This window comes from Mesorhizobium sp. B2-8-3, assembly GCF_006440815.1.
In the GTDB taxonomy this organism is placed as follows: Bacteria; Pseudomonadota; Alphaproteobacteria; order Rhizobiales; family Rhizobiaceae; genus Mesorhizobium.
The window spans coordinates 102,987-115,531 of the sequence record NZ_VFTW01000015.1 but is presented as its reverse complement, the minus strand read 5'-3'; the positions used below and the strand labels follow the sequence as shown (position 1 = coordinate 115,531).

Below are 12,545 nucleotides of genomic sequence, written 5' to 3'. Positions count from 1 at the left end.
CAGCGCCTTACCTCTCCTCGGCCCGCGCCGCCTTTTCCAGCGCGGCGAGGTCGGCGTCTTCCAGCGCCAGGAACCCCATGATGTGCTGCACCACTTCGGCGCGCGCATTGGAGAGCGCGCTGTGCAGCTCGAAGCCCTCCGGCGTCTTGGTGCGGGCCAGCCAGTCGCCGTAGGAGGGGCGGCGGTAGTAGCCCGTCGTGGCGGTCAGGTCGGCCAGCACCAGCTCGCCATCCTCGCCGGAAAAGACGCGGCGATAGGCCTTGGTCAGCGCCTCGCGGGCGGCGAGCGGGCCGCCGGCGTCGGAGGGGCGGGCGAAGCGTTTGCGGCTCATGCGCCACCATTGGCGCCGCCGCCCGCGGAGCCGGCGCCCTGCCCACCCGGCATCGCGCCTTGCGCGCCGCCGGCCGGAGCGCCAGCTGCGCCACCGCCAGCCTGGGCGCCCTGCATCATCGTCTGCAGGCTGTCGAGCAGGCCGCTGTCGCGCGCCTGGACGGCCGCCGGCACCGCGTCCTTTGCCACCTTGCCGGCGGTGGCGATCGCCGCCATGCCGGCCTGGGCTTGGCTTGCCTGCGCCCTGGCTCCGCGCATCCCTTCCACCTCGTCCTTTCGCCGAAAAATGCGCTGCGGGCTGCGCCCGGCGCTCTGCACGACGCGGATCGCCTCGTCGCCATCGATATTGTCCATGATGCCGGGATCGAACTGCGCCATCTGCATGGCGGTGGTCACCACCTGGATGGTGTCGCGCGCTTCGGCCGAGCGGCGCAGCACGTCGAGCGGGCCGGTGAAGGTCGGCCGCACCGCCTTGCCGGCGAGACTGTCCGGCGGGCGGAAGCGGCTGTCCTGGTCGTAGAGGCCCTTGTCCTCGAGGATCGACAGCTCGCGGTCGAGATTGGCGGCGAAGCCCGCCTGGATGATCGAGCCGGAAGGCCCGAGCAGCGCGCCCTTCTCCTCCTGGCGGATCAGCGCCTCGGTGGCGGTCATCTGCGGGTTCTGGACGAGCGTCTGGAACAGGTTGACGAACATCATGTCGCGGATCTCCTCCGCGCGGCTCGCCGCATAGTCGAAGGCATAGCTCGGGTTCTGGCCGGTGGCGATCGGCTGGATCAGCGGCCGGCCACTGTCGTCGATCAGGCCCGGATAATTCTCGCCAGGGTTGAGCACCGGCACATAGTCGAGCCTCGCCTTGGAGGCCGTCGGCGGATCGGTGATCTGCTGCAGGGCGCGCAGGCCGGAGCGGCGCACGGCGTTCTCCTCGCGCACCGTGGTCAGCGCCTCGATGGCCGGCGAGATGCCGTAGGCGTCGCCCTCGTAGCGGCGCCAGTTGAAGGTCGAGACCGGGAAGGTGCGGAAGCCGCTCTCCCTCACGATCTCCTCCTCGTCCTCGATGACATGGTAGGAGGCGAAGGTCTGGTCGAGATATTGGTAGAAGCCGCCCTTGCGGTACATGCGGCGCTCGTCGCGCGGCTGCACGCACTGGATCAGCGAGATCTTCTCCTCGCATTTGGCCGGGTCGTCGACGAGAGCCTTGATGCGCGTGGGCAGCTTTTCGTAGCCGAGCAGCTGCGCCGCCTGGCGCGCCGTGCGCTCGTAGCGGCGATGGAAGATGTCGACCTGGCCCCAGCGGTTGCGCGACAGATAGCCCTCGGCCACCGGAACCGAGGCATAGCGGATCGGCGTGCCGCCGAACCCTTCCTCGGCGTAGAGATAGGCCGGGCCGTAGCGCACGACGTTCCTGAGGCACGCCTGCGTCGCCGGCACGAAGTTGGAGTTGGCGGAATAACGCAGCGCGAACAGGAAATCGCGGAGCGCCTCGGCCCATTCCTTCTCTTCGTCGGTCTCCTCGTCGTCCATCTCGGCGGTGGTCAGCCCGTGCCATTTCTCCGACTGCGGGATGATCAGGCTTTCCAGCCCGGCGGCGAGCCGGTTGGCGGCGGAGTTGATGGTGTTGGCGTAGACGCGCGAGCCGCGCCGCTCCTGCCGCTCGGCCTGACTGTCGCCGCGGCTGGTGCGGCGGCCCGACCAGATGTCGGGCGCATCCGGATCGCAGAACTCCGCCACCGCCTCCCAGACGGGCTCGTAGGCGGCGCGCTCGGTCTCAAGTTCGGCCTGTCGCGACAGGATATCGCGGGCGCGGGTATCGGTCATGGGGAGGTCTCGCTTGGTTTGGCGGGGCTGTTCCTCGCCCCCACGAGAGTGGGGGAGAGGTGGCTCGGCGAAGCCGAGACGGAGAGGGGACTGGCGCCGCGTTGCGTATGATGGAGGAACGATTGAGCCTTATCCCGCGAAGCTGGCGCAGCCCCCTCTCCGGCCGCAACGCGGCCACCTCTCCCCCGCCTTTGGCGGGGGCGAGGAAAAGATTGCGCTGTCATCTTTTGCGCACGTCTCTGTGCTCTATCTCTGCTCGCGGCGGGCAGGAGGAGGTCGAGAATGACAAGCCTTGCCGGCGCCTTGAAAAATCGCGGCAAACACGCCGTGAAGCGACTGCTTCGCTATGACAATCGCAACTGGCTGCGCATGCGCCAGATCGAAGCCTTCACGGTTTTCCTCGAAGCGGCCCACCGCAAGTCGCGCGACGTGATCGAGATCTCGCCGGGCTGGAACCGCTACTGGCGGGCGTTGTGTCCGGACTACCGCTCGGTCGATTTCCCGGACTTCGACATCTGCCGGGATCGCACCGAGGAGCAATATTCCATCGTCATCGCCGACCAGGTGCTGGAGCATGTGCAGCGCCCGCAGGCGGCGGCGGCCAACATCCATGCCATGGTGAAGCCCGGCGGCTGGGCTATGGTGGCGACGCCGTTCCTCTTTCGCGTGCATGCCCGCCCGCACGACTACAACCGCTGGACGCCCGCGGGGCTGAAGCAGTTGATGGTCGAAGGCGGCTTTGGCGAAGACGACGTGCAGGCCTTCGGCTGGGGCAACAAGGCCTGCGCCAAGGCGCATATCGGCGGCCCGGTGCGGGCTTATGGGGTGTGGCGGGACTTGAGCAACGACGAGGAATACCCGCTGATGGTGTGGGCGTTCGCGAAGAAGGGGGCGTGATCTCGCTATCAGGCGTGAATTGTATTCTATATTGCTAAATTCGATGCTACTAATATCCATGCGGCTACCGGGGATCGCCACATGGATTTCGTCGAGCATATTTTCGCCGGCATCTGGGGCGCCGGCGTGCTTGCTGCGATCTGGTACGCTTGGACGCGGCCTTCGCCACCCGCCGCCAAAAAAAGCGAGGATCGGGATTTGCGCGAGTGGCTCGACGACCAACTGTAGTGCTCCCTTCCTCCTGGAAGAAGGTTGCTAGCCCCTGCGCTTCACCAACCGCGCATGCCGCCTCCAGTACCACCAGTCCAGCACGCGTCGGCGGAAGCTTCGTTTCATCGCCGTCATAACGTCATACTCCCAGCAGCACGCGGCGCCGGCCGGCGACGTCGCTCGGCGCAAGGTCGGTCTTGACGGTGGAGAGCGTGCCCTGGCGCTGCTCGAGCTCAGAGCGAAGTGCTGCTTCCCGCGCCTGCACGTCCTTGTCCTGCGCGGTCGGCACCGGCGGCAGCGGCTTCAGTTCCGGTGGTTTTTGAAAGAGACACATGGTTCCTGCTTTCCCCGAGGTTAGAGGTTCTTATCCAGTCATAGAGGAAGAAATCTTCGCCGTTCCTGCCGTAGCCCGGCAGGCGGCAGCGTTGCGTGGCGCCAAGCCTGTCCAGCCAGCGCAAGGCAAGATCGTTCTCGGCAAGCGCCCTCGCCTCCACCCGCCAGGCGCCCCTGGCCGCGACCTGAGGCCCAAGCACCGCATGGAAGAAGCGCGTGATCTCGGGCACGCAGCGCCTCGTGCGGCGCGTGCCCCAGCTCCAGGCGATCCACAGGCCGCTGCGCTGCTCGGCGGCGCCGAAGCCCGCCTCCGGATTGCCGTCGAGCTCGGCGACATAGGCAAAGCCCTGCAACGCGGTGAGCGCGAGCAGCGCCGGCGACCAATGGTCGAGCTGGCAGTCGATCTCGGCCCGGTCCTCCGGGCGCAGATTGGCAGCGACGTAGGAGAGATCCCGCAGGGTTGCGGGCACGATGCGGATGGGCATGGACAGACTCCCGCCGGTCAGCAGCGAGGCCTGCCAGCGACGTGTTGGTCTAGAAACTCTGACGCCCTGGTCCCGGCGTATGTCTCGGAATTGTTCTACGGCTCGATATGATCGAGATACGCCTCGGTGAGTTTGGCGAGGATGCTATTCCTCATCGTAAGGCTCGACTATCGCAACGAAAATACCCAACGAATCAAGTAGATCAAAAGCGCGTTCCGAAATGACGAGGCGGAAGGGCACCGCGATCCCGAAGTCGTCCTGACCCGCCTTTCCATGCACTTTCAACCAAACGAAACGCGGCAGTACCACGCCGGGTTGATCTTCCTGAAATTCTTCCGAGGTCGTCACCTCGGCGTCGGCGAACGTTGCGCCTGAAAAGCCCATCTTCTGCAACGCGCGCTGGGCTTCTTCAGTGACAAGGAAACAGGGAAACGTCGCGATAATCACATCGCCGAACCATGCGTTTACCTTGTAGTGGAGCTTGGTTACGATCGGTGGATGAACGCTCGAGTCGAGAACCGTGCCTTTGCCGATTTCACCAGCCGGGTGCGGCCGTATTTTAAAAAATCGCATCAGAGGAAGACCGATCAACCCGCAAAGTTGTTGTCCACGAACATTTCCGCAAATTGCTGAGGCGTGAGTGTCACCTTGTTGTCTTGGTTGTCTTGCGCGCGATCCGGAAGTCGTCTTGACCAGCCTTTCCATTCACTTTCAACCGAACGAAATGTGGGGTTCCAGCCCAGGTTGATCCTCTTGAACTTGCTCGCTCTCTCCCAGAGCATGCTACGGTAGCTGTCATCTGCCGCTCGCAACCGTTGACTTTGGCTTTCTAAGTATGCAACCCTTGATTGATCGACGTCAAGCCGGCGTGCCTGACCAGCAACGCGTCGAAGCCACGATGCTAAGTATTGGCCGAACCGCGCACGGTTGAAATTTTGGAAAGCGACTCTGGTAATCGGGGATTTCCCTCTTGAAGTCAAAATTCCTCTGATCATCAGGCATGATCGCCGGTGAATTCTGAAATGGCTTCACTTCGTGCTCATACACCAGCCGTTTGCCGAATGTCTTTCTGAACTCGATCATCCCATCTATCAAGGACTGTACATAGGCCCTTTGAGACTGATCGACGACTCTGGATTGGAGATCGTTAAGCTTGTGTACCAGTGTATTCTTTTTTAGAGGAGCCTCGGGATCAAAGATCCCATTCAGCGCATTGAGGTCTGGGTTGTATGGATTTTTTTGGGGGCCATCCGCGAAATAAGCATCGGGACCCGAAAAGTAATTATCAAGAAGGTCCATCGCAAAGCGCCGGGCGTCCTCCTGACTGATCGAGGCACCACGGGTCCCAATGGGTGGTAACCCCCGCCTTTCAATGGACCCCATCAACACGGCTCCTTGATCTATATAAAAGCGTTATCTAGGATGGATTCTCAAATGCAGCTCGGATCGAAGGTCTTTATTTCTGCGGCGACGCTCATTTTTGCCACGACGCTTTCGAGTCTTGCTCAAGATGCCTCCAACAGCTATTCCATAAAATTTGCTCTAAAGACGAGCGACGGGCGATATTTCGGCGGAACTGCTGTGTGTAAAAAGAACTCCGACTGCCATGTGCAGTTCGACAAAGGATTCCGAATGAGTCTTATTGACTACAAAGATAGCTATAGCTTCTCTATATACAATATAAGTGACGAGCCCTCCCTGCAACGATGCTGTTCATTTGAAAACGGAAAGGACACCATCTCCTTATATCGAAAAAACAGAAAACATGCTGTTAGATTGTACAATTCGGTGAGACAAGATCTTTCTTACAAGAAACTTATAGTATACGGGGATATTTTCATAGATACGTCGGGCAGAGATTAATACTACTGTAAACTCATCATCACACTAACATAAATTAATTGCTTTATAAGCGACATTCTCAGATTTGGATCGACCGTATCGCCCAATAGGCTGCGGCTCAGTGCTCGCGTGGCTTCGCGTTGCGATTTGTTGCCAATCAACGACATAATGGCGTCTTCAGCGATAGAGTTCGGCAACGGCTGAACGTCTTCTATGCCGAGCTGACGTTGAGCGGAAACCGACCAGAGCATAGCGTTCTGATAGCCTTTGGTGTTCGACACATTTTTCCATGCCGCATCCACGGCAGAAAAAACTTGGCGAACATAGGCTCCGGGATCTGCAGTCCTCGCTCCCAGATTCCGCTTTGCAGCCTCCACTAACAGATCGGGATTGGTTTGAACTTCCTGCTGAGAGTTCGTCGCGCCAGACGCGGTATTGCTAAGTAAAGCCTGGATCGCCAGGTTCGGCATGGTCCGCATGCCGAAGGCTTGGCGACCAGCGTCAATCTTTCGACCGAACTCCTGATACCGCTCGCCGCCCTCCTCGACGCCATAGACGGCGGTGAAATCCGCGGCGTTTGGCATGGTGCCGGAGTAGCCGCCCGTATTGGCAATTGCGTCCGGAGCATTCTGCGAAGCGAGATCGATGTTGGCGCGCGCCTCGATCAGCCTGTTCATTGTCGCGGCGCGCGCTTGGCGGAGCAGCCGCCGAATACCGTCGGGCGATAAATCGGCACGAGGATCGACGACGGGATCGCCGGCTTGGCGGTCACCTGCCACCGGTGCGGCGCTGAGCATCTCGGTTGCCCGCCCCGGATCGCGCGCGATCAGCGCCTCGATTCGCGCCGTCACCACGCGCTCGCGCCAGGCGGCTTCGGTCTGCAGCCTGATCTGCAGGTCGAGGTTCATCTTGGCGATGAGATCGAGGCCGGCGTGGCGGGCGGCATCGAAGGCAGCATGGTCGTCCGGGTCGCTCTTGGCGATTGTGTCGAGTTCTTCGGCCTGGGCCGCCGACAACTGGTCCTGCTCATACCGGGCGCGGCGCTGGAGCTGCTGCATCGCCATGCGCACCGAGCCTGTCTCTCGCAGAGCCGGCTTGCGGCTGGCGAGGCCGGCGCGCAGCTCGGGCGGCGCCTGTTTCAGGAAATTATCGAACAGCGTGTCGAACTGGCCTTTCAGGACGACACGCCCGGTATACGGATCGACCTCGCCATACATGGCGTGGTGCAGGCCCTTCCCGTCGGCCGGCGCGTTGGCCACAGTGTCGGCCTCGGCGCTCGCGATCTCGCCATGCAGCCTGCGCGCGGCGATCTCGGTGTCGAAGGCCTGCTGCTGCGCCATGCGTCGCGCATAGTGCTCGGCAACCTCCTGCCAGTAGGGATCGAGCGGGCCGGCGGGCGCGGCGTCGGGCGTCGCATTGCCGGGATAGGGGCGGCGCTGATCGGTGAAGAGAGGAATGATGTGGACCATTGGCGGCTCCGGCACGGCTGCGCCGCCGGCGGCATGGCCGACGCATGGCGCATCGGCTGTCGCTTGCGGGGCTGTCGGATCGACATTTTCGGGGAGACGAGAAGGTGCCGGCGTTGCGGAATGAGGGGCCGGCCGCACGAGCTTCGTCATCCAAGGGCGAAGCGAGGAGCGGAGCGACGCGGCGTAACGCTAAGCTGATTGCGACGGTTACAGAATTCCGCACCGTTGCGCTCTAGGGCAGGCGTCACGGCATGGATACTCGGGTCAAGCCCGAGTATGACGAAGTGAGAGGGTGGCCCTCGTTACCTGAAAGCTCCCAGCGGGTCGCTCTGTCCCGCCGGCCGGCGCGCCGTCTTGAACTCCGCCGGGTCGACGATCGCCTCGCGCAGCATCATCACGCCGTAACGTGTCGCGGCCATCAGGTCGTCTCGCAGCTTCACCACGTGGCCGTTCTTTCGATGAAAAAGCCTGAATTCCTCAAACCATGCGTGAAGGGCGGAAAACACCTTGAAGCGGCCGGACTGCATGCGGTCGAGCATGTCCATCAGTCCGGCCTCGACCGAGACGGAACCATCCGCGAAGCGGGCGTGGCTGGCCAGCATGTTCAGCCCATGCGCGGCATATTGCTTTGCCAGCGCCACGCCGGCGCCTTCCAGCGTTTGGCGGCGACCGTCGCGCGGCCAGGCGAAGGGCAGCCAGTCGCCCCAGGCCTTCAGCGCCAGCGCCTGCATCGCCGGCGTCTGCTGGGAGGCGCGATGAGCCTTCGTGACGTAGACGACATCGGCCTCGGTATCCCAGGCGAGCTCGACCGCGGCCGAAGGATGGTCCCAGCCGAAATCGAGCGCGCCGATCCGTGGCCACCAGCGCGGCAACTTGAACGGCTCGCAGGCGATCATCTCCTCCGGCACAGGAAAGATGCGACCGGAGCCCAGCACTGGAATGCCTTTGGCGCGTGCTTCGCGCTCGTGCTCGGGATAGGCCGCGACGATCTCGGCGCGCTGCCCGGGCGAATAATGTCCGGCATCGTCGATGGTCATGAAGGTAACGTGGCGGGACATGGCAACTCCACTTCCTCGCCCCGCGAGAGCGGGGAGAGGTGGCGCGGCGAAGCCGCGACGGAGAGGGGACGGCGCCGGCTTTCGACAGAAGAACGGGAGGCTAAACGCCCTACGAAGGCCCCTCTCCGGCCGCTGCGCGGCCACCTCTCCCCGCTCTCGCGGGGCGAGGAACTGGAGCCATCACGTCGCTATGTCGTTCACCGGCGCCAGCGGCGCTGGAAGCGTGGTCTCGCCAAGCCCCCGGCGCAGCTCGATCTCGATGTCGCGGCAGATTTGCGAGATCGGCACGTCGTTGGCGTTGCCTTCGAACGGATTGGCGCTGCTTTCGCCGACCAGGTCCAGCGACATGTAGACCCAGCCCAGCAGCGCGCTGAACGGGATGGTCAGCCAGATCGAGATCCAGCCGAGCACGCCGCCCAGCTTGGCCATATCGGCAAAGACCGGAACGACCCCGAAGGGCAGCAAGGTGCAGAAGATGATCATGAACATCGAGCTCACGATCGCGTATTGCCGGGGATAGGGATTGTTCTTGATGCGATCGCAACGGGCCTGCTGGTCCTGAAAGTCGCGTATCAGCTTGACCAGCTCGGAGTAGACCTGCGTCGGAACAACTGAACTCTTCAGCAAGCCGTTGACCTCGGCCAATTGCCAGTCGAGAAGTTCTATCGCCGGCTGCGGCGATTTCAGCACGCTTTCGGCTTCCTCGCCCAGCAGCCTACGCAGTTCCTCGGCAAGCGACGTCTTATCCTCCTGGATGTGATAGCGGCGCCGCCGGAACTCGATGTTGGCTGCTTTCGCCAGCGATTCCCAAGGCATGGGCCGCCGCAGCGAAAAGCGCAGCGCCGTCAGCCACGCAAGATGGCGATAGATCAGCTGCCGGGCGGCGGCAGCATCCATGAAATCGCGGCAGAAGCCGGACAGCATCCGGCTGCTGGCGGTGATCTGTGAAAAGGCCTGCAGGGCCTCGTTGGCGCGGGTGAAGACCTGCGAATTCTTGAACCCGGCGACCAACGACACCGTGGTGCCGAGCACCAGCACGACCGACCATGGCACCGAGAACCCAGCTGTCGCCGGAAGGCGGTAGGTGGCGATCGCCAGCCCGCTCACCACGACCATGTAGATGACGCTGCGCCGCGACCAGAGCGCGAAGTCCAGCAACCGGTAAGAACGGCCTACATACATTCCTGAAATCCCTTACGCATGCAAATCGCGCGACCGCGCATTCGCGCACCATAAGCGGTGGAAATCGTTTTGAAAGCTCCAGTTCCTCGCCCCCACGCGGTGGGGGAGAGGGGGCGGCGCCAACTTGGATGAACGGACACGGATCACTCGGAGATGCTGCCGCCCTGCGAAGGCCCCTCTCCGGCCGCTGCGCGGCCACCTCCGCTTCGCGCGGGGCGAGGAAAGCGTTCAGCCCTTGTAGCCTTCGTTGACGCAATCGTTCTTCCACGCCCAGTCGAAGTCGGCCTGCGACATGGACGAGCCGAGGCCCGGTTCGACATAGGGGCCGGCACCGTCGATATAGACGATGAAGCGCGCTTCCTTGGTGAAGACGCCGACCTTGCTGATGACGACGCCGCAGGTCTGGCCGGTCGCGCTGTCGCCGGTGGGATCGACATGCGAGAAGGTTGCCACCGGATCGTTGATCAGGCCGCGCATCCTGGCTTCGGCCGCAGTGATCGCATCGGCGCGCCAGTCGCCGGCGGAGCCAGAGCAGGCCGAGAGCAGCGCGCAGGCAAGAAGCAGGTTCGGGAGAGGTCGCATGTCGGCTCCGGATCGCGCCGGAAGCTACTCGACCTTCGGTTGCGGCCAAAGCGGCATCGCAGATCATGGTTTCGGCGCGGTTTCGCAAAGCTCCAGTTCCTCGCCCCCACGCGAGTGGGGGAGAGGTGGCGCGGCGAAGCCGTGACGGAGAGGGGCAGCGCCGGCTTTGGTGACGGAGCGGACAGCAACTCGCAAGGCTTGTCGCCCTATGAAGTCCCCCTCTCCGGCCGCTGCGCGGCCACCTCTCCCCCGCCTTGCGGGGGCGAGGAACCCAGGCCTTGAACCGCCTCCGCGCTCAAAAACCTGAGCACCACATCGCTCATCCCCAACAGCGGCGTGAACGTCACGATCGTTATGCCGTCGGTCGCGTTGGTGCGGGTGAGGCCCTCCGAATAAATGTCCAGCGGCGGTTCCTCGTCGAACCACACGCCGTGCAGCGTCTCGCCCTGCCATTTCTCGCGACCCTTTTCGTAACTCTTGAACGAGAGCACGCTTTCGCCGGCCTGCACGTCGCCGCCACCGCCCCAGCGCACGACGACGCTGTCCAGCGCTCCCGGCGCGCCGCGCCCCATAACCGTGTCGGCAATGGCATTGGCCGGGATCATGCCGGTGCCCCATTCTGCCTGTTGCTGCGGCGGGCCGACCAGCACGCGCTGCGGGTTGTCGCGCGTGCCTTCGCCGGTGACGCCGGCGGCCCAGAGCCTGACGGGCTGGTCGAACACCTTGCCCACCCACCAGTCCGGATAGCGGCCGGTGAGATGCATGGCCCATTCCGCGCCCCCTGCCCTGGTCTTGCCGAGCTGGTTGCCGGCCATGAACAGGCGCTCGCGGTTCGTTGCCCCTGCCGCGTGAAAATCAGCCTGCCGATTGTACGGCGCGTAGGCCTGAAGAAGATTGCGGCGACGGCGTCGGTCCATCTCCTCGAGCAGCGCCAGATAGGTTTGCATCACTGTCGAGGAGCGGCCGGACGTTCGCCTCGAGGCCGCGGATGCGCCTGCGGATCTCCTCATCGCTCAACTGCCCGAGACTGTTTTGATTGGCATCGGCACTTTCCGAAAAATCCTTGGGCAGCATCGTCAGCACGACCTTCAGATACTGCTCCGGTTTTTCGGCCCGCACCGCGGCGATGACGCCCGCGCCATGGGCGCGGAAGTCGGCGCGAAGGGCTGCCGCGAAATCGTCGACGAGCGTTTTTCGCGGGCGCTTCGGGCGAGTGGCCAGAGCGGCCCGGGCTTGGGGGCTCTTCGGCTTTCGGCTTGCCCGCTTCGCGCCTGCGCGGTGCCTGCTTTCGTCAGCCATGGGTGGCCGCTTGCGATGGCGCGGCTTTCGCCGCCTTGACCTTGCGGACTTTGCGCGCTGGTTTCCTGCGTGGCCTGGCGCTGGCCTGCTTGGCGGTCCGGGCATCGGCGGCCGGCGCGGCCATTGCTTTCAGCTTCGCCGTCACCGCGCGGACGGAGGACAAACCGAGGTCCTGGCGCGGAAAACCGAAACCGGCGACGGCCTCATCAGGGCCACCGCGAACCATGCCGATGCGCACGCCTGGCGCGACCTGCACGACACGGCCTGAGCCGCGCGGCAGGCTTGCGCCTTCGAATTCGCCGATGGCGCTGACGATCTCGGCGCCGTCATCGGCGGTGACGATGGTGGCATAGCGTGGCATCTGGGCCTCAGGCAAAAATGTTGAAAGCGCCGCAGGACAGAGAGGGCGCGCGCCAGCGCTTCGAAGGAATGGATGGCGCGAAAAACAAAAAACCCGCCGGGCGGCGGGTCGTTGGCGCAAATCAGCACCATGGACAAAATAGTAGCATAGCTGCCTTCACCGGGCAATAGCTTCTAGGTACATTTTCCTACATTCCTCAAAATCGCAGCGCCCGGCGCGCCACACCCATAAATTGAAACGCCGGGCCAGATTACAACAAATTTTGTCGGAACCAACCTTGGTCCGACGGGTTCCATCCTTAGTCGCAACGTGACGGACGACCGTCTCGCAACAGAGGAGAAAGATCATGCTTACGAAGATTCTTGCAGCTTCGGCGCTGACCATCGGCCTCGCCACGGCGGCGATGGCTCAGAGCGCCGGCACCGCCGGAAATGAGGGTGGCGGCAGTGGCCAGACCATTACCGTGGAGCCGAAGACGCCGGCCAGCCCGTCGCCCGACCAGGCCGCGCCGCCCGATACCGGCACGACCGGCAGTGTCACCGGCGGCGACATGAATTCAAACGCCGACAAGAACTGCCCGAGCAGTCCGCAAGGCGCGGTGGGCGATGCCAACAACAGCACCGCCGGCACGATGCAGCCGAACGTGAACGACAAGAACTGCGGCAAGTAAGGGCATCGGGCT

At 63.4% G+C, this 12,545-nt stretch carries 16 protein-coding genes; 3 read left to right on the top strand and 13 right to left on the bottom strand.

Annotation, left to right across the window (positions count from 1 at the left end; genetic code table 11):
* Window positions 1-7: 7 nt before the first annotated feature.
* Together FJ418_RS21130 and FJ418_RS21125 are read right to left on the bottom strand one after the other, a co-directional pair.
* Window positions 8-331: a hypothetical protein gene (locus FJ418_RS21130; RefSeq protein ID WP_140868895.1), complete on the bottom strand. Its 324-nt coding sequence runs from the start codon at window positions 329-331 to the stop codon at window positions 8-10.
* Window positions 328-2,145, bottom strand: coding sequence for a portal protein (locus tag FJ418_RS21125; RefSeq protein WP_246683145.1), 1,818 nt, complete (start codon window positions 2,143-2,145; stop codon window positions 328-330). Before FJ418_RS21125 ends, FJ418_RS21130 begins: the two co-directional genes overlap by 4 nt.
* A 282-nt stretch (window positions 2,146-2,427) precedes the next feature.
* Here FJ418_RS21125 and FJ418_RS21120 point away from each other — a divergent pair, with 282 nt between their 5' ends.
* Window positions 2,428-3,042, top strand: coding sequence for a methyltransferase domain-containing protein (locus FJ418_RS21120; protein ID WP_140868892.1), 615 nt, complete (start codon window positions 2,428-2,430; stop codon window positions 3,040-3,042).
* An 81-nt stretch (window positions 3,043-3,123) separates the two neighbouring features.
* A complete protein-coding gene (locus FJ418_RS32015; RefSeq protein ID WP_181167021.1) occupies window positions 3,124-3,270 on the top strand; it encodes a hypothetical protein in 147 nt (48 codons plus the stop codon).
* Window positions 3,271-3,391: 121 nt separating this feature from the next.
* Here the strand turns inward: FJ418_RS32015 and FJ418_RS32595 are convergent, their stop codons facing one another.
* The 11 genes from FJ418_RS32595 to FJ418_RS21070 all read right to left on the bottom strand — a co-directional run bounded on the left by FJ418_RS32595 (window position 3,392) and on the right by FJ418_RS21070 (window position 11,863).
* A complete protein-coding gene (locus FJ418_RS32595; RefSeq protein WP_264296026.1) occupies window positions 3,392-3,517 on the bottom strand; it encodes a hypothetical protein in 126 nt (41 codons plus the stop codon).
* Window positions 3,486-4,070, bottom strand: coding sequence for a hypothetical protein (locus tag FJ418_RS21115; RefSeq protein ID WP_140868890.1), 585 nt, complete (start codon window positions 4,068-4,070; stop codon window positions 3,486-3,488). Before FJ418_RS21115 ends, FJ418_RS32595 begins: the two co-directional genes overlap by 32 nt.
* Window positions 4,071-4,214: 144 nt before the next feature.
* Complete coding sequence (locus tag FJ418_RS21110) at window positions 4,215-4,775, bottom strand: hypothetical protein (protein ID WP_246677420.1); 561 nt, start codon at window positions 4,773-4,775, stop codon at window positions 4,215-4,217.
* Window positions 4,776-4,928: 153 nt separating this feature from the next.
* Entirely contained in the window at window positions 4,929-5,453 is a 525-nt protein-coding gene (locus FJ418_RS21105; protein ID WP_140855313.1) for a hypothetical protein, read from the bottom strand.
* Window positions 5,454-5,935: 482 nt separating this feature from the next.
* The gene (locus FJ418_RS32010) at window positions 5,936-7,381 is read right to left on the bottom strand and encodes a hypothetical protein (protein ID WP_181167020.1); all 1,446 of its coding nucleotides are present in this window, start codon (window positions 7,379-7,381) and stop codon (window positions 5,936-5,938) included.
* 302 nt (window positions 7,382-7,683) lie between these two features.
* Window positions 7,684-8,439, bottom strand: a complete 756-nt coding sequence (locus FJ418_RS21095; protein ID WP_140868886.1) for a terminase family protein — start codon at window positions 8,437-8,439, stop codon at window positions 7,684-7,686.
* A gap of 180 nt (window positions 8,440-8,619) precedes the next feature.
* On the bottom strand, window positions 8,620-9,621 hold the full coding sequence (locus FJ418_RS21090) for a bestrophin family ion channel (protein ID WP_140868884.1): 1,002 nt from the start codon (window positions 9,619-9,621) through the stop codon (window positions 8,620-8,622).
* 228 nt (window positions 9,622-9,849) lie between these two features.
* Window positions 9,850-10,203 carry a hypothetical protein gene (locus FJ418_RS21085; protein ID WP_140868881.1) on the bottom strand — a complete coding sequence of 118 codons (354 nt, stop codon included), beginning with the start codon at window positions 10,201-10,203 and terminating at the stop codon, window positions 9,850-9,852.
* Between the two features lie 206 nt (window positions 10,204-10,409).
* On the bottom strand, window positions 10,410-11,018 hold the full coding sequence (locus FJ418_RS21080) for a terminase family protein (protein WP_246683144.1): 609 nt from the start codon (window positions 11,016-11,018) through the stop codon (window positions 10,410-10,412).
* Between the two features lie 40 nt (window positions 11,019-11,058).
* Window positions 11,059-11,502 (bottom strand): hypothetical protein, encoded by a 444-nt coding sequence (locus FJ418_RS21075; RefSeq protein WP_246683143.1) that lies wholly within the window; start codon window positions 11,500-11,502, stop codon window positions 11,059-11,061.
* Window positions 11,495-11,863: a hypothetical protein gene (locus FJ418_RS21070; protein ID WP_140868875.1), complete on the bottom strand. Its 369-nt coding sequence runs from the start codon at window positions 11,861-11,863 to the stop codon at window positions 11,495-11,497. The genes FJ418_RS21075 and FJ418_RS21070 overlap by 8 nt, the downstream gene beginning before the upstream one ends.
* 346 nt (window positions 11,864-12,209) lie before the next feature.
* On the opposite strand from FJ418_RS21070, the gene FJ418_RS21065 reads away from it, so the two are divergent.
* Window positions 12,210-12,533, top strand: a complete 324-nt coding sequence (locus tag FJ418_RS21065; protein WP_140640959.1) for a hypothetical protein — start codon at window positions 12,210-12,212, stop codon at window positions 12,531-12,533.
* Window positions 12,534-12,545 lie beyond the last annotated feature (12 nt).